Source organism: Paraburkholderia sp. BL23I1N1, from assembly GCF_003610295.1.
GTDB lineage: Bacteria > Pseudomonadota > Gammaproteobacteria > Burkholderiales > Burkholderiaceae > Paraburkholderia.
In genome coordinates, this window is sequence record NZ_RAPV01000001.1 from 5,240,640 (window position 1) to 5,257,817 (window position 17,178).

Annotated in this window: 15 protein-coding genes and 1 pseudogene; 9 read left to right on the plus strand and 7 right to left on the minus strand. The window is 56.8% G+C overall.

Annotated features, from left to right (window positions below):
- Positions 1-91: 91 nt before the first annotated feature.
- The 6 genes and pseudogenes from B0G76_RS24530 to B0G76_RS24560 all read right to left on the minus strand — a co-directional run bounded on the left by B0G76_RS24530 (position 92) and on the right by B0G76_RS24560 (position 6,176).
- On the minus strand, positions 92-364 hold the full coding sequence (locus tag B0G76_RS24530; RefSeq protein ID WP_120294826.1) for a NifU family protein: 273 nt from the start codon (positions 362-364) through the stop codon (positions 92-94).
- Positions 361-1,383, minus strand: coding sequence for an amidohydrolase family protein (locus tag B0G76_RS24535; protein ID WP_120294827.1), 1,023 nt, complete (start codon positions 1,381-1,383; stop codon positions 361-363). The genes B0G76_RS24530 and B0G76_RS24535 overlap by 4 nt, the downstream gene beginning before the upstream one ends.
- 51 nt (positions 1,384-1,434) lie before the next feature.
- Positions 1,435-2,127 carry an SDR family NAD(P)-dependent oxidoreductase gene (locus B0G76_RS24540; protein ID WP_120294828.1) on the minus strand — a complete coding sequence of 231 codons (693 nt, stop codon included), beginning with the start codon at positions 2,125-2,127 and terminating at the stop codon, positions 1,435-1,437.
- A gap of 74 nt (positions 2,128-2,201) precedes the next feature.
- Positions 2,202-3,011 carry an SDR family NAD(P)-dependent oxidoreductase gene (locus B0G76_RS24545; RefSeq protein ID WP_120294829.1) on the minus strand — a complete coding sequence of 270 codons (810 nt, stop codon included), beginning with the start codon at positions 3,009-3,011 and terminating at the stop codon, positions 2,202-2,204.
- A gap of 21 nt (positions 3,012-3,032) precedes the next feature.
- Positions 3,033-4,378: pseudogene (locus B0G76_RS24550) on the minus strand (MFS transporter).
- Between the two features lie 73 nt (positions 4,379-4,451).
- Complete coding sequence (locus B0G76_RS24560) at positions 4,452-6,176, minus strand: amidohydrolase family protein (protein ID WP_259460708.1); 1,725 nt, start codon at positions 6,174-6,176, stop codon at positions 4,452-4,454.
- Positions 6,177-6,416: 240 nt separating this feature from the next.
- Between B0G76_RS24560 and B0G76_RS24565 the strand changes: the two genes are divergently transcribed.
- Complete coding sequence (locus B0G76_RS24565) at positions 6,417-7,049, plus strand: Crp/Fnr family transcriptional regulator (protein WP_120294833.1); 633 nt, start codon at positions 6,417-6,419, stop codon at positions 7,047-7,049.
- Positions 7,050-7,587: 538 nt separating this feature from the next.
- On the opposite strand, the gene B0G76_RS24570 is transcribed toward B0G76_RS24565, so the two are convergent.
- Positions 7,588-8,496, minus strand: a complete 909-nt coding sequence (locus tag B0G76_RS24570) for a fumarylacetoacetate hydrolase family protein (RefSeq protein WP_120294834.1) — start codon at positions 8,494-8,496, stop codon at positions 7,588-7,590.
- A gap of 430 nt (positions 8,497-8,926) precedes the next feature.
- Here B0G76_RS24570 and B0G76_RS24575 point away from each other — a divergent pair, with 430 nt between their 5' ends.
- The 8 genes from B0G76_RS24575 (at position 8,927) to B0G76_RS24610 (ending at position 17,133) form a co-directional block, all read left to right on the plus strand.
- Complete coding sequence (locus B0G76_RS24575) at positions 8,927-9,976, plus strand: cupin domain-containing protein (RefSeq protein ID WP_120294835.1); 1,050 nt, start codon at positions 8,927-8,929, stop codon at positions 9,974-9,976.
- A 38-nt stretch (positions 9,977-10,014) separates the two neighbouring features.
- A complete protein-coding gene (locus B0G76_RS24580; RefSeq protein ID WP_120296762.1) occupies positions 10,015-11,244 on the plus strand; it encodes a flavin-dependent oxidoreductase in 1,230 nt (409 codons plus the stop codon).
- Positions 11,245-11,459: 215 nt separating this feature from the next.
- On the plus strand, positions 11,460-11,972 hold the full coding sequence (locus B0G76_RS24585; RefSeq protein ID WP_183082134.1) for a MarR family winged helix-turn-helix transcriptional regulator: 513 nt from the start codon (positions 11,460-11,462) through the stop codon (positions 11,970-11,972).
- A gap of 125 nt (positions 11,973-12,097) precedes the next feature.
- Positions 12,098-13,153, plus strand: a complete 1,056-nt coding sequence (locus tag B0G76_RS24590; RefSeq protein ID WP_183082135.1) for an aromatic ring-hydroxylating dioxygenase subunit alpha — start codon at positions 12,098-12,100, stop codon at positions 13,151-13,153.
- A gap of 132 nt (positions 13,154-13,285) precedes the next feature.
- Positions 13,286-14,512 (plus strand): NAD(P)/FAD-dependent oxidoreductase, encoded by a 1,227-nt coding sequence (locus B0G76_RS24595; RefSeq protein WP_120296764.1) that lies wholly within the window; start codon positions 13,286-13,288, stop codon positions 14,510-14,512.
- 242 nt (positions 14,513-14,754) lie between these two features.
- A complete protein-coding gene (locus B0G76_RS24600) occupies positions 14,755-15,819 on the plus strand; it encodes an aromatic ring-hydroxylating dioxygenase subunit alpha (protein WP_120294838.1) in 1,065 nt (354 codons plus the stop codon).
- 187 nt (positions 15,820-16,006) lie between these two features.
- Positions 16,007-16,324, plus strand: coding sequence for a 2Fe-2S iron-sulfur cluster-binding protein (locus B0G76_RS24605; RefSeq protein ID WP_120294839.1), 318 nt, complete (start codon positions 16,007-16,009; stop codon positions 16,322-16,324).
- A 176-nt stretch (positions 16,325-16,500) separates the two neighbouring features.
- Entirely contained in the window at positions 16,501-17,133 is a 633-nt protein-coding gene (locus B0G76_RS24610; RefSeq protein WP_120294840.1) for a glutathione S-transferase family protein, read from the plus strand.
- Positions 17,134-17,178 lie beyond the last annotated feature (45 nt).

The window sequence follows — 17,178 nt, forward strand, 5'->3', positions numbered from 1 at the left end:
TAATTCAATCTATCCAATGTCGGCATCGATTTACAGTGAAACTTCTGCAGATACGACATGCACCGAACGAATCAAGGAGACCGTAGGATGCTCAGGACAGCGCACGTGCGATGCGCCTTGCAGCCTCATCGGATATCCGGCTTCCCTCGATTTTCACTTCTGTTACGCCTTCCAGCCGGAGGAGGGCGGGCTGTACTGTTGCGGCTGAGGTCATCGGTCGCAGAAGGCAGCCAGTACACATGCCGGTGAACCTGACGACAACTGTCCCACTGTCGTCTGCGTCGACAAGCTCAAGGCCGCCTGCGTGGCCGTGCAGCAACATATCGAGATGCTCAATCTCAGAGCGGATAGCGTGAATGTTCATGCTGCTTCTCCCCGGATGGTCGATGAATGGAGGCCCAGCGTGCGTCGCTTCTCCTCAAGATCGATGCGCATCAGCTTCGCAAAATTAAGTCCCAAAATCTTCTCTTTGTCTTGCATCGTGATTTGGGGATATCCATATCCACTGCGAAGATCCTCAGGGATCTCCAGGTCCATAAACGCCTTCAAATAAGGCGCGGGTGTGCCGATAAGAGCCGCTTCTGACCCCCAGAGGAGTTTGTCGGACCCGACGACCTGCAACAGCTCGCCAATTTGCTTCTGAACAATACGCGGAGCGAATAGCGCCGCGGACAGCGTACCCGATAGAGCGAGGTGGACATTCGGGAAACGGCTTGCGATCGAAACGGCCTCGTCGAAGTAGGGAACCGCCAAATGATGAATGATGAACTCCATCTCGGGAAAGTCTCTCGCCGGCCCCTGGAGATCGGTCGGCGACAGTTGCTCGACATTCTGCAGGCCAAACGGAACACCCTTGTGAAATTGAATAACGTCGATGCCGAGCTTCTGACACCGCTCGAAGAGCGGATAAGCTACGTCCTCGTCATCGCATCGCCAGGCACCTTTGATGTGCCCGTTGTAGAACTTGATAGAACGAGCACCCAGCTCCTTGACCTGGTATTCCAGCTGCTCAAACGCGTAGTTCAAGCCCTTATACTTCGGGTCAACGCCACCGCAAAACAGAACGCGATCGGGATACGCCTTTGCCATCGCGTACTGGGCCTCAACGGGTGCGAATCCATCCTTGTACCAGTCGAAGATCGGCACCGCCTGAGCCATCGCCATATCGGTAGGCGACTGAACGAAGACCAGGTCGTGCATGTCCTCAACGCCCCAGCGTTTTTCGAACTCAAATCCGGCGCGCTGCGGCGGGGTAAGCGCCATGCCGCTCGAGAGCATTTGCGCGCGCGATACTTTTGCGTCAGGGCGATCGGTCCGGGTATTTTGATGCGTCAGGTCATAAAGGTGGATGACGCAGTCGAAAACAAACATGTCGTTGATCATAGTGGTCGACCTCTTTCCTTAGTGAGTGGAGGGCAAGTTAGACGTGGTTCATCAAGACAGATGCGTTACTGGCAAACTCGCACCGTGGATTGCCCTTGCATGATCGGACGCAAGGAAGCACACGACATGAGCCAAATCTACCGGTGAAACCCATTTGCTGTGGTCGACATCCGGCATCGCATGTCGATTCGCGGGCGTGTCGACGATGCTCGGTAGCACACAGTTGACGTTAATTCCCTTCTCGCGAAGTTCCATTGCCATGCTCTCAGTGAGGCGAATGATTGTAGACTTCGACGCCGAGTAGGGCGCCATAAGAGGTTGCCCGCGCCGCGCGCTCACGGCCGCGATATTGACGATCCGGCCGTTTCCTCTTGAGATCATCCCCGGCACAGCTTGTCGGACGCAGTGAAGCAGCGTTTTGACGTTGATGTCGAACATCTGGTCCCAGTCCGCGTCGCTAGTCTCGTGGACGGGGCGCCCCATCGCAAAGCCGCCGGCGATGTTCAACAAAGCGTCGATCTGGCCGACTTCCTCGAAGCATTGCCTTATCTCCCGTTCGTCCGTAAGGTCTGCGGTGTAATACTTCGCGCCCGAGAGGTCTCGCAGTGCTTCCGGCACCTTCATGTCGATCAGTGCGACGGAGGCACCCATCTGTAGCGCTTCGCGAGCAACTGCCTGTCCAACGGTGCCACCGGCTCCCGTTACCGCAACACGCAGACCGTTCAATAAGGTTGAATTTGACATGGCTCAAAAAATGTTGAATCAATGCATCTAACGCACGAACAAGCACACGACGGATATGGTCGGCGAGTGACGAATCAAAATGCGCGACATGAGAGTCCACCGTCGACGGCGAGCTCCGTTCCCGTGATATAGGCCGCGGCGTCGGATGCCAGAAAAACTGCCGCACTGGCTACGTCCCATGCTTGCCCGAAGCGGCGGAGCGGTACCCCTTGTCTGCGATTCTCTTCGGCTCGGGCGCGGTCTCCGGAACCGAGGGAGCCAGCAAATGCCATGTCTCCACTGCGCATTACGGGGGTGTCGATGATGCCTGGGACAATCACGTTCGCCCGGATGTTTCGATCGCCATATTGCGCAGCAACCGCTTTGGTAAAGGACACGATCGCACCCTTGCTGGTGGTGTAGGCAATGGTCGGAATGCCCATGTACCGCTGAGCGGTTACTGATCCGACGTTGATGATGCTCCCACCGCTGCGGGACTCGAGTACCGGAAGTACGTGCTTGCATGTCAGGAACATGCTTTTCACGTTAACTGCCATGATGCGGTCCCATTCTTCTTCGCTAGTTTCGACGGGGCCGCCGACAGCGTGTATTCCAACGTTGTTGTGAAGAATATCAATCCCGCCAAAGCGGGCTACGCATAGTTCGGTCATCGCCAGCATGTCCTGATTGCTCGAAACGTCGCCGACGAATAGCTCTGCGGTACCGCCCTCCGTGCGGATGAAATCCACTGTCTCGGTAACGGCCTCGCTGCTTCGATCACACGCCAATACCAGAGCACCCGCGCGAGCCATGGCAACCGCCACGGCGCGCCCGTTTCCCCAGCCCGGTCCAATTGAACCCGCGCCAGTTACGATTGCCACCTTCCCTTTCAGATTCGAATCCATCTGTATGCCTCACTGGTATCTTTAATTGGTCGCGACGTTCCTTTGTGCATCCGAGTCCTTGTGGCGCAGCGGGTCACGAACACAGGCGAAAACGATGAGCGCTCCAATCAGCATGCTGCCGGATAGGAACAACAGCGGCACCTCGAAGCCACCTGTTGCCTGTTTGAGCCACCCTACGGCATAGGGGCCCACGAAGCCACCAAGGTTCCCCACTGAGTTAATAAGCGCAATGCCCGCAGCCGCCCCGCTGCCGGTGAGGATGGAAAGCGGGAAAGACCAGAAGACCGGGAGCACAGCATAAATGCCGGCGGCTGCGACGCAGAGCGCTGCTATTGCCACGACGGGTTGACCGACCGTCCCGCTCGCCGCCAATCCGACCGCAGCAAGTGTGGCCGCGCCGATCAGGTGCCAACGGCGCTCGCCTTTCAGATCGGAATGACGTCCCCACAAGCTGCAGCCCAGCGAAGCGAAAACATAAGGTATGGCTGCGACGTAACCAGTCTGCATCGTCGTAAGACCGGTCTGTCGCACGATCTGCGGAATCCAGAATCCGACGCCGTACAAGCCGACCACGATGCAGAAGTAAACTACGCAGAGTTGCAGGACACGCGGGTTGCACAGCGCCTGCCCGATCGTGTGGCGGTTGGTATGACGCTCGATCGAGGCGTGCTCACCGCCGAGGATGCGCGTTAGCGAGTTTCGTTGCGCCTCGGATAGCCACGCCGCGTCTTTCGGCCGGTCCGTAAGATAAAATAGTGCAGCGACGGCGAGTAAAATCGCTGGTACCCCTTCAATCAGGAACAGCCATTGCCATCCGCGCAGTCCGGCTGCTCCGCCAAGCTGGAGAATGGAGGTGGACAGTGGGGCACCGATCACGGTCGTGAGAGGGACGGCAATAAAGAAGATTCCGCAGGTTCGAGCAACGTACCGCTTGGGTAACCAGAGGCTGAGGTAGAAGGTCATCCCGGGGTGAAACCTGCTTCCGCGATGCCCAGCAAAAAGCGAAGGATGTAGAAGCTATGAGCGCTTTTTACGAACGCGGTCGCACAGGAGAGAATCCCCCAGGTGATCATGATCCTCGCGATCCAGAGTCGCGGCCCCACTTTGGTCATGATCAAGTTACTTGGGACCTCAAAAAGGAAGTACCCGAGAAAGAAGATGCCGGCGCCCCAACCATAGACAAGGGGACTAAATCCGAGGTCCATGTTCATTTGCAGGGCTGCGAACGCAACGTTGACGCGATCGAGCGTATTGACAAAGAACATCACCATCATCAGGGGCAATAGCCGTCGCAATATCTTTGCGTAGATGACGGGATCGAGCGAGTTGGATGCGAACTCGCTGAGCGTACCGGGCGCTTGCATCATGTCTCCTTTAATTTTAAGTCGCGCCGCCTTGTGGCGACGCGAGTTCCGACTTTTCCATGCTCGGTGCGACGACTCAGCGCGTGCGAGGGTCCAGCCGTTCTCCGCGGATTAGACCACCGGGGAGAGCGCCCGTCGACACGCCGTTCACCTGAGTGGTGACACCGCTGAGGATCGTCGCGGAATATCCATCCGCGCTCTGGGTCAGGCGCTTTCCGCCGGCCGGCAGATCGGCAACGATTTGAGGCGGGTACAAATGCAAGGCGTCGTAGTCGAGGACGTTAAGATCTGCCTTCATGCCTGCGGCAACGAGCCCACGATCGCGCAAGCCAATAAACTCTGCGTTTCTTCGCGTGAGCGCAGAGATAGCCCACGGCAGTTCGATCCGTTGGTCCGCCGGCAGATCGCGTGTCCAGTATTCGAGCAGGTGCGTCGGGATGCTCGCGTCGCAGATCATACCGAGGTGCGCGCCGCCGTCGCCCAAGCCGATCAGAGTATCCGGGTGCGCCATCATCGCTCGGGCGACGGTGTTGTCGTTCGTTGCGTAGTTGACGACAGCATGATGCAGCATGCCCTGACCGTCGTTTTTGAGCAGGATGTCGTAGGCAAGCTCGAGAGACGTGATGCCCATCGCGGCTGCACGGACCGTTAGCTTCTCCTGGGCGGCCGGGAAATAGTCGAGTGGGGCGGCGAATTCGACCATTTCGGCGGCATTGCAGAACAAACCTTGCCATTCGGCGCTCATCCCTTCCGGCTTCTCCGAGAGAAGCCTCGCTCGCACCTCCGGGCGGCGCATTTCAGCGACGCGTGCAGCCAGCGGCAAATGCGCAATAGCCTGGTAGCTCGGCGAATTCATGAACGGATGCGAGGACATGTCAAGTCCGAGGAAGATGCCGATCGGACGGCACGACACCTGGGCCTTGATCGAAAGACCCGCCTCGTTAGCTCCGCGGACTTTCGACAGGATGTGCTTCCAGCGATCCGGCGCCGAATGCGATTGCACGAGATTGAAGGACAAGGGGCGTCCCGAGGCAGTCACGATACGACGCCACATTTCGAACTCGGTCGACGCGTCGGCGGTCGTATCAGCAAAGTCGTCGACCATCTGCAAATGGCCTTTACCAATTTCTTTCAGGCCCATGGCGATCGCGTGCAATTCTTCCTCGCCGGCCGTGATCGTCGGCGCGAGCCTGCCGTCACGCAGGCGGTGAATCATCGTTCGGGCGGTTGAAAATCCGAGCGCGCCGGCTTCTACCGCTTCCTTCACGATCTTGGTCATCGCCTGCATGTCTTGGAGTGTTGCAGGTTCACGGGCTGCGCCGCGGCTACCCATCACATAAACGCGAACCGGACCGTGGGGCACTTGCGTCGCGAAATCGACGTCCGACTTCTTTCCCGCGAGGAAATTCAGGTATTCCGGGAAGCGTTCCCATTTCCAGGGTACACCCTCAGCCATGACGATACCCGGGATGTCTTCGACCCCTTCCATGACCTCGATGAGCAAGTCATGATGGTCCGGGCGGCACGGTGCGAAGCCGACGCCGCAGTTACCCATGACGACGGTAGTCGTGCCGTGGAGAGACGATGGGGTCAAGGAATCGGTCCATGTTATCTGCCCGTCGTAATGTGTATGGATGTCGACGAAACCCGGGGTCACCAGCTTGTTTCTGGCGTCAAACTCGTCGCGGCCTCGCCCGGTAACCTTCCCAACCTCGACGATCCGGCCGTCAGAAATGGCAACGTCGGCTTCAAACAGTTCTTCACCACTGCCATCGACGACGGTGCCGCCGCGAATGACCAAATCGAAAGCGCTCTTCATGTTCTCTCCAATGAGCTGGACCTCTGATGGAGTACAGATTACTGAACGAGGTCGAGGCGCGTCGGTAAACGACTTGACAGATGCGTCGGAGTTTGCCCCCGTGTAAACGTTGGTTTCTCTTCTGGCTGATTGGCGCTAGGATTGGGCGATCCACCAGAAAATTAGTGACAGTTGGCAGGTGGGCTGCCAGGCTACTTTCCTGACGGAGCTGGGAGACATAACATGAAGCCGTTCCTTCGCGTCGACCGCAAAGAACTCGTCGAGCATTTTCACGACTACCGTGGCCATGCCTACGAGGAGGGAAAGCTCCTTTGCGATCCGTCAGCGACGCAAGAGTATGTATTGATCGTACGGTCCGGTACAGTGCGGGTGTCGCTATTGAGCACCAAGGGTAGCGAGAGGCTTCTCTATTACGCCTCCTCGGGCTGTGTGTTTGGCGACTCAATGGTTTTTGGTAACCGCGACGAGATTTGTGCGGGGTTGGGCGTATTCGCTACCGGGCAGTGCGAAGTCGTGAAGGTCCCTCACCGGAATTTCCGGGAGGCGCTCACAAACAATCCGCGGCTCATGATGAGCGCTCTCCAGATCGCGCACCGGAAGTTTACGATCGCGATTGAGCAACTCGAATATGCGACGTTCAAAGACACGGTTTGTCAGCTCGCTGACCTGCTCGAAGCGCTGTCAAACGCAAGCGATGAAACCGGTGCCCATGTCGTGAGGATGACTCACCAGGATCTGGCCGACGCGACAGGGCGCACCCGAGTCTCCGTCACCAATGCGCTTAGCCGTCTGCAGGAGGCAGGAGTGGTCCGTCTCAATCGAGGTCAGATAGAATTCGTAGCCAAAGGGGCGTAGCGCAGGTGATGACGTCCACTTATCTTCGCACAGCGCGTTCATAACGCGTGCCTAATGACGGCAGGTGGAAAAGGACGCGGCGAACGCGTGGACATCGTGAAGGATGCGGCCGGGCGCTGCGCAAACTGTCAATCGCGGCCCCTTTTGCGCCCGTTTGCCGCGAACAGCTCATCGACGCCTGTCACGAAGACTCGAAATCGCCAAAGGGCGCCCATCAAGGGGGGAGGCGCGGGTCATGGGCTCGTCGTGATCTTCGAAGGTTACGGGGGCAGAAGGCGAGGGCAGTGTCATCCGACATATCACGTGGTCTCTACAACTCGCGCATACACCGTCAACGGCAATAGCGTCAGACGCGCCACGGTCCGATGCGTCTCGCTGAAATCGCATAAAGGCAATGCTGATCAAGTCCACCACTCATGGATGTCATGCGTTATAGCGTGGACATGCAACGGTAAAAGCAAAAAACTTGCCGCTAACGGTGCGCTTCGCGACGACACGGAAATCGGTGATTCTCAGGTTGAACCCACGTAGTGCTCTTCTAGCGGGTCGTGCCCACAGTCTCAGAAAGTTGTTTCGAACCATGGTCCGGCCCAGCCCCTTCGACTCGCGTGACCATCTCGCCAATTCCCGGTATGACTGACCGGAGAACATCACCGGCCTTGATTGGGCCGACTCCGGCAGGAGTTCCGGTGAGCAGGACGTCTCCCGGTAGTAGGGTGTAGAAGCTTGATGCGAACGCAATGAGCGCCGGCACATCGAGAATGAGATCGCTTGTGTTCGCTTTCTGTCGAAGCTGACCATTCACATAAAGCTCCAATTCCAACGCGGACGGGTCGGTCAGCTCGTCCGCAGTTACCAGGCACGGACCGAGCACCGTATACGTGTCGATGGACTTTCGCAGACTTCGTTCTTCTGGCCCACGAACGGTGATATCCAGTCCAATGCAATATCCGGCGACATGCCCGATGGCGTGCTCTCGCGAGACTCGGTCGGCAATTGTGCCTATCACAACCCCCAATTCAATCTCATGATCAGTCCGCCGCTGCGGATGCCGGATTCTGATTGCGTCCGACGCGCCAATCAACGAACTGGTCGCCTTGAGGAATAGCCCCACTTCTTCGATGGCACCAATCTGATTATTGTGATGAATGCCGGGATCTTCGAGGGCCTCTTTGACGTGTGCCCTGTAGTTGACCGGAGCCGCGACTATCTTTGACGGGTTCGCAACCGGACTCGCTGTCCGTATCTCGGCGAGAGGAATGCCATCAAGATTTCGCGCTTCCCGCTCCATATGAGGCCACAATTCGGCGAGTTGTTCGATGAACGGGTCATGAGTCGGAAGTGGATAGCGATGGCTCGGTAACCGCTCAAGCACTTTGGTGACGTCGAATACGTGGTCGCCCCGAATCAGCCCAACACGGTTGTTTCCAAAACGACATAGACGCATGTGCACACCTCTTTCAAAAAACTCTTACTTCCCTGATCGCGGCCCGAAGGCGAAAGGTTATCTCGTATCTATCAAGCAAGACCCGAGCGAAGCAAGCGGGCATACGACTGGACGGAGACGAGGCCAAGGCCGAAAGAGCGATTTCGCTTTGTGCTGGACGGAGCTCACGCTACCGAAAGAACCCTTGCTCGCCCAAGCTATAACTTAGGTTGCTAAGGTAATATAGCTCAAGATGGATGTCAATGACACCCCGTCGTGCTCCGGTCGAGTAAAGGTGTGTTTCCTGATTATTTCCAAAAATACCGTGTTTCTACGGTGTAAACCCGAATTTTCTGCCTAAAGATGTGGCGAGATATTCGGAGGTGGGGTTCACCCTAATTTACCGTAATTAACTTAACTTGCTAAGTTTATATGCAAGGAGGAAGTGCGCATGGTCTCGGTGAATGAAAATACGTCGTACGGTCTCGAACGGGCGATGTCGCAGGCGAGAGTCAAGCCGTTGTGGGTGCATTACCGCGAGCTAGGTTCGCGTCAGCCCGACAGCGCGGAGCAGGCAGTGACCTGGAGATGGAGTGAACTTCAGGAGGCGATTGCGAGGGCAGCTGAGGATGTCAGTATGGAGGACGCTGAAAGGCGAGTTCTTGTTCTCGCGAATCCGGCTTTTGCGCCGCAAATTCAGACGACGCGTAATTTGATCGGTGCGATCCAGATCCTCAATCCGGGTGAGAAGGCCGATGAGCATCGGCATACGATGTCGGCGATCCGCATGATCCTTGATGCGGATGGGGGTTATACGTCCGTCGATGGCGAGCAGTTTGAAATGAGTCATGGAGACCTGATACTGACGCCGAACTGGACGTGGCACGCTCACGACAATACGACGTCGAAGCGGGTTATCTGGTTTGATGGCCTCGACGTGCCGTTTGTGCGCTACGCCCTCGATGCAGGCTTCCTGGAGCCTCACGCGCCGCAGGACTTTCTCGGATTTGCTTCTCGTCTCGCGGAGCGCTGGCGATGGGTCGATCACGGCCTTGTCGGTTCGGACCAGACGATGCCCGTTGTTCCTCATTCGCCGCGGATCCATTACCCGTGGAAGGCGACTGCGGCGATGCTGGATCGGCTAGAGCCTTCGGCGGACGGACATGTCCTTATGCGGTACGTGCATCCGCAGACGGGGCAGGCGGTTATGCCGACAATTGACTGCTTTATGCTCCGGCTATCCGCCGGGAGGCAGACACTGCGGCGGCGGAGCACCAACAATGCGATCTGTGTCGTGCTTGACGGCGAGGGGGCTTCACAAATTGGGGACTCGACGTTCTCATGGAAGAAGAATGACATCTTCACGATTCCCCACTGGACGTGGGCGAGTCACCGGGCGGAAACGGACCGGGCGCACATCTTCACGATGACCGACCGCGAGCTCTATCGACGACTTGAGCTTTTACGTGAGGAAACAGCCACGGACGCAGTTGACGGGTGACCGACCCTGGCAAGAAGTCAATAAAAAGGAGCAATCGAATGAAGGTAGTGATCGTTGGGGCAGGAATCGGAGGGCTTACGCTGGCGCTCTTCCTGCACAAGGCGAAAATCTCGTGCGAAGTTTTTGAGGCGGCGCCGGCAATCAGGCCATTAGGGGCCGGCCTCAATCTGTTGCCCCACGCGACAACAGCATTTAGTGAGTTGGAACTGCTCGACCGTCTGCTTGAAAGGGGCGTTGAGACGAGTGAAGTCCACTTCTATACGCACCATGGTCAGTTCGTTGACGGCGAGCCCCGAGGACGCTTTGCGGGCTATGACGTCCCACAGATCTCGATTCACCGGGCCGACTTGCACGAAGTCCTGCTGTCCGCGGCGCGGGAAAGACTCGGGGACGAAGCAGTGCGCCTCGGACGGGTATGTCGTTCGGTCGAGCAGGACCCTGAACGTGTCAGGGTGAATTTTGCTGACCCATCGGGCGCAGCTCTACCGTCGGAAGAGGGCTCGGTTGTCATCGCCTGTGACGGCATCCATTCTGTTGTCCGCAAGCAATTCCATCCCGACGATTCCGCTCCGATTGATCACGGCACAACCTGCTTTCGCGGTGTCACACGGTGGAAGCCGTTTCTGGATGGGGCCACCATGGCCTACGTCGGGACATATGACACTGGAAAGCTTGTTGTTTACCCGATTCGGAATTCCATAGATGCGGAAGGAAAACAATTAATCAATTGGGTAATCGAGGTCAAGAAGCCTAACGACGGTGTGCGTGACTGGAACCGGCAGGTCAGCATCGAAGCATGCATTGAGCCGTTTGTCGATTGGCGCTTCGAATGGCTTGACATCGCCTCAATGCTCCGTGCGACTGATGAAGTTTTGCAGTACCCAATGGTGGACCGAAATCCCCTGCCGTTCTGGACGCGGGGCCGAGTTACGTTGCTCGGAGACGCCGCACATCCGATGTTGCCACGTGGTTCGAACGGCGCTGCACAGGCCATCCTTGATGCCCGGCTGCTCGCAGAACTTCTTGCCACGAAAGAGCCGTTGATAGCGTTAAAAGAATACGAAGCGACCAGATTGCCGGCGACCGCCGACATCGTTCTGACGAACAGGAATCGCTCTCCTGACGAAATTCTCCGCATCGTTGAGGAGCGGACAGGTGGCCAGCCGTTTGAGCAGATCAGCGATGTCATATCGCGCGGTGAACTTGACGAATGGCAAAGCCGTTATAAGCGAGTGGCAGGCTTCGAGCGGGAGCGGCTCCCGCAGTGAGCTAGGGTCGGCCCTGATCGTTCCGGCCATCTTGGTGACGCCACTTGCTTGGTGTTTGCATGTCGGGAGAGTTAATCTGGTTGTTCTCGTGCTAATTGAGTCATTTAGTAAAGGCGGAAATGAAGAGAGTATCAACGAAGGATATGCCACGCGATTCGGCTCAATCTGATTCGGTGGGCCGGTCGACGTCTTGCGCCATCGGGGAGGAAGTGAACGTGGTTCTCACCTCGCCCAAAGTTTCTCATGCGGAGGGCGTCGAACCGGCGACGTTCGTCATTGGAGAAAGCGTTGCCCACGTGGCGGTGGTGACGGCGCGTCTCTTCGACCGCGCGCTCGCCGACAAGCTTCGCCGGCACAATGTACCGATCGGTCAATGGCCCTTTCTGTTGTTCCTTTGGGCGGACGAGACGCTTACCCAGAGGGATCTCAGTCGGCTCATGGCGATTGAGGAGGCGACCGTCACGAGCACCATCGATCGAATGGTCAGGGATGGTCTTCTCTTGAGAGAACGTGCATCGCACGATCTCAGGAAAAACCGTCTCAAGCTGACGGCACGCGGCCAGCAACTCAAGCAGGTGCTGCTTCCAGAAGCGCGAGCAGTCGTTCAAAGGGCGACGCGCGGTTTGTCGAAAGCGGAGATCTACTTTCTGCTGACATTACTCAGAAAGGTCGAGGCCAACCTGGTTGACGAAAACGTGACTCCGCTGGACGGTCGTGAGAGTGAATAGACCGGAAACGGACAGCCCTTAGCCGCTGCGCCGTCTCTGAAGAACGAGAGGCGGGAGACGTCGCGTCGCGCCGGGAGGGAACTGCGTACAGATGGGGTTGGCTAAAAAACAAAATGGAGGCAGAGATGAGGTTCGTGGAAAATTGCTGGTATATGGCTGCGTGGTCGAATGAACTCGAAGACGGTGCGAAGTTGGTTCGTCGAATCTGTGATCTGCCAATCCTGTTCTTTCGGAGCGGAGAGGCAGTCCACGCGGTATTAGACATGTGTCCGCACCGCTTCGCTCCGTTGAGTTGTGGAAAGCTACAGGACGGCGTGATTGAATGTGGCTATCACGGACTAACTTTCGATGGTTCCGGGGCATGTGTGCGCAATCCGCATGGGCCGATAACTCGCGCTATGAAGGTACAGTCGTTCCCGGTCGTCGAGCGTTACCGGGCTATGTGGGTCTGGCTGAGTGATCCGACTTTGGCGGATATCGATAGCGTTCCGGATTTTTCTTTCCAGGATATAGAAATTCCGACGGCCATCAGCTTTGGTTATCTTCAATGTAAAGGGGATTATCGACTCTGTGTAGACAACATTCTTGATCTGAGCCACGTAGATTTTCTCCATGCGAACACGCTCGGAGGGGGATCCATCGTCGGTACGCGACAGGAGGTGCACGAGGACAAAGATGGCCTCACTGTGCGATGGAGCAATAGCGGTGTTCCAGCCTCGCCGTTTCACATCCGCCTGGGCTCTTTTCCTGCTGACGCCATGCTTGACCGCTTTACCGAAGTGACGTGGCATCCACCGGGCACAATGAAGTTGACGAGCGCCTTTGGTCAGGTCGGTTCTGCTGAAAGGGACTTTTCCAAGACGGTCGGCGCCCACATCATGACGCCCGAAACCCGAAGTACGAGTCATTACTTCTATTCCACCATGCGCAACTTCCGCATGGAGGATGATGCATTCAACAAAGAGTATGGGCGCATTCGTGACCATATCTTCGCGAGCGAGGATGGATCGATGATTGCAGCTATTCAGGACCGAATGGACAATCGCGAATTGTTCGAGTTGCGACCTCTGTCACTGAAGATTGACCACGCTGCGGTCCGTGTACGACGGAGGCTGGACACGATGCTAAAAAACGAAAGCGGGGTAAGGATGGAGCGGTCGGTACTTGCAACCGGTGCGTAACATCCGTTGGCTTGCCCTTCGGGGCGGCCCCGGGCAGACACCGAGGCGCTGCGCGACAGGATGTGATTGGCCCGTGCCGGGCTGCAGTCTCTCGGTAGTTGTTCACGTGCAATGCAGGATGGAAGGATCATTGTGATTAACCGATACGACGTACTGATTGTCGGCGCCGGACATAGTGGTGCGCAGGCTGCAATCTCGCTCAGGCAGCGGAAGTTTGAGGGAACCATTGCCATAATCGGGGAGGAGGCGGAACTCCCCTATGAACGCCCTCCGCTATCCAAGGAATATCTTGCCAGCGAGAAGCAGTTTGACCGCCTGCTTATTCGGCCAGCCCCGTTCTGGGAGGAGAAGGGCGTAACGATGCTGGCATCCAGAAGGGTGGTATCGGTTAATCCGGAGGCGCACTGGGTCGTAACAGAAGACGGTGAGACGGTCGGATATGGCCGCCTTATATGGGCAGCGGGAGGGCGCGCGCGGCGGCTAGGCTGTTCTGGCCATCATCTTTCCGGCGTTCATTCTGTGCGTACTCGCGCTGATGTAGACCGAATGATCTCAGAGTTGACGGTGGCGCGAAGCGTTACGGTTATCGGCGGCGGATACATCGGACTGGAGGCGGCTGCTGTGCTCACTCGAATGGGCAAGCGCGTCACGGTCCTCGAAGCAATGGAACGTGTGCTCGCGCGGGTGGCAGGCGAGCAGTTGTCCCGATTTTATGAAGCCCAGCATCGCGCCCATGGTGTCGATATACGGCTGAATACCGTCGTCGAATGCATAGAGGGGCAAGAGGGCCGGGCCAATGGCGTGAGGCTGGCTGGCGGAGAAGTGGTCCCAGCCGACATGGTGATCGTGGGAATTGGGATTACGCCGTCAGTTGAGCCGTTGCGAGAGGCGGGTCTAGGCTCCGCCAACGGTGTGCCGATCGATGAACATGGACGCACGTCATTGCCAGATATCTATGTAGTCGGAGACTGTGCCCTTCATATAAATAAGTATGCGCACGGATCACCGATCAGACTGGAATCCGTGCAGAACGCGAACGATCTTGCCACCGTTGTGGCGTACGCCATCACGGGCGATCCGCGACCGTATGATTCGGTGCCATGGTTCTGGTCCAGTCAATACGATTTGAAATTGCAGACTGTCGGTCTGTCAATTGGGCACGACGCAACAGTCGTACGTGGCGACATCCTTAGCCGCAGCTTTTCAATTATTTATCTTAAGGAGGGCAGCGTAATCGCGCTCGATTGCGTGAATGCTGCCAAGGATTATGTGCGGGGCAAGGCGCTAGTGGCCGGGCGGGCGAAGATCGATCCGTTGCAACTGGCTGATGTCACGATACCTCTTACCAGTACAGTGTGAACGGCGAGCCGCTCGGATAAATGTGCCATGGCCGGAAATGAGCAATCGATGAGGCACATTCCGGAGCCCTGTCGATGTTCATTGGAGTGCCCTGTAAGTCGCGTATGTCTTGGCTGGTTGGCATATGGAACGATTGAATTAGTGTATTCATGTGCAGTTGAGCCGCCTTGACAGAAAAAACGTTTAGTTTTCTCGTACGGCGTCCGCTATGGGCACGTACTCTCAATCGGAGACGATCAATCATGAACCTACCTGCAACATCTCTTTGGCCAACGAACACATGGTACGTTGCCGCGACTGCGGATGAGGTCAGCGGCAAGCCACTAGGTCGACAGATCTGCGGTCAACAGATCGTGCTGTTTCGCAACGACGCGGGAGAGGTAGCGGCCCTCGACGATTTCTGTCCGCATCGCGGTGCAGCACTTTCGTTGGGATTCGTGCGCGGCGATACGCTTGTCTGCGGCTATCATGGGCTTGCGGTTGGCTGCACAGGCAAAGTCGCGTGCATGCCGGGGCAGCGGGTTGGCGGCTTTCCGCAGGTTCGATCTTTCCCCGTGATTGAGCGCCACGGATTTATCTGGCTTTGGCCGGGTGACGCTTCACAGGCGTCGCCCGAACTGCTGCCCCGGTTGGAATGGGCCGACAGCCCGGAGTGGCGTTATGCCGGAGGGCTCTTTCATGTGCAATGCGACTATCGTCTCCTGGTCGACAATCTCATGGATCTCACTCACGAGACCTATGTGCACCGCACGAGCATCGGGCAGAAGGAGATCGACGAGACGCCATGCAAGACCGAAATGGTAGGCGATGAGGTCGTCACCACTCGCCTCATGGGAAACGTACCGGCTCCGCCTCTGTGGCAGTCGCTTATGCGTCAACATGGCCTGCCGGACGATCAGTTGGTCGACAGATGGCAGATTTGCCACTTTTCCCTACCCAGCCATGTGATTCTGGAGGTCGGGATGGCACTGGCTGGGCATGGTGGTTACAACGCGGACTCTTCGGTGAAGGTTTCGAGTATTGTCGTTGACTTCATCACGCCAGAGACCGAGACCAGCAATTGGTATTTCTGGGGGTTCGCGCGGTCATTCTGCCTGGACGATGATGAGCTCACAACTTCCATACGGGATCGACAGGCGACGATCTTCGGCGAAGACGTCGAAGTGCTTGAGCAGCAGCAGAGAAATGTTGTCCGTTATCCCGATCGCAAGCTGTTAAAGCTGAATATTGACGCGGGTGGGGTACGGTCTCGCATGCTGATCGACCGGGCGATCGCTGAGGAAAACAAACCGCCGGTGAACGCGTAAGGTATGAATCTTGTTCTGAACATTCCGCCTGGCGTAGATGTTGGCAGTGCGAAGCAACCTGCGCAGCGCTGTATGGGTGACCGGTCGTCCAAGGCTGCCCGTTAAACAGGCTTTCCTTTGCCGATTTTTTTGAAGATAAGCGTAGCCGTGCTCATCGCACGGCTCGTCACACAACGGGTATCGTTTCATGCCGAAGCTATCGGTCATTAACAGGGAAGGTATAAGGCGCACTATTGAGGCAGAGGAAGGCCTGTCGGTAATGGAGATTATCCGTAACAATGGGATCGACGAGTTACTGGCGTTGTGCGGTGGCTGCTGCTCATGCGGCACATGCCATGTCTACATAGATCGCGAATACCTCGAAGTACTTCCGCCGCTGGGTGACATTGAGGACGATTTACTCGACGGTTCCAATCGCCGCGAGAGCACTTCCCGCTTGGCCTGCCAGATCCCGTTCAGCAGTGAGCTGAATGGTCTGACAGTCAAGATTGTGGCGGACGATTGAGTTAAGTTTCGAGCGAAGGCTTGTCGATCCCTGCGACAGGTGAATGTGGGCAATCCGACGCACGTGGTCGAAACTGATGTTGTGCGGTTCTGTCGGGATCGATCTTCGTCATCAGTGGTCGATGGCGCTGAACGTCCACTGTATTTCGAAATGCTATTGTTTACGTAGGACTACGTATGGACAGAAAAATGATTCTCTACGCTGCGGACTCGCCAAACGGACATCGGGCGGTGGTGTTTATGGAAGAGATGGCGGTTCCGTACGAGTTAAGAGTTATCAACTTGTTGGAGGGAGGCGCATCGACGCCAGAACTTTTGGCTCTGAATCCGCGAGCTCGTGTGCCCGTGCTTGTCGATCTTGGGGCGGCCAAGACGCCGCGAGTGCTGTGGCAGAGTTGGTCCATCGGTGCGTATCTTGCCGACAAGTGTGGTGCGTTTATCCCTGCGGAGAAGGAGGCGCGAGACATAGTGCTTGAATGGCTTTTCTTCGTCGGGACCGATGTTGCAATGGCGCACTCGACGCTTTACGCGGTTACGCATCTGATCCCGGAGAAGGCTCCGTCGATAACAGGCTTCTATGAGCAGCGCGTCCTGAGGGTCTTCAGGGACATAGACCGACAATTGGCAGTATCTGGGTTCTTGTGCGGTGAGCTATCGATCGCAGATCTGGCGCTTTATCCGATTTTCAATAGCGCCCGTGCACTATTGAATAGATACCCTGAATTAGACAACCTCCAACACTGGGGAAATGTCATGGATGCAAGGCCTGGATGTAAACGTGGAGTAGGTGCATTTGCCACGGGTACGTAATCGATCCTCCGACATCGGTGGGAAGGCGCCGAAACCTCATCTCGC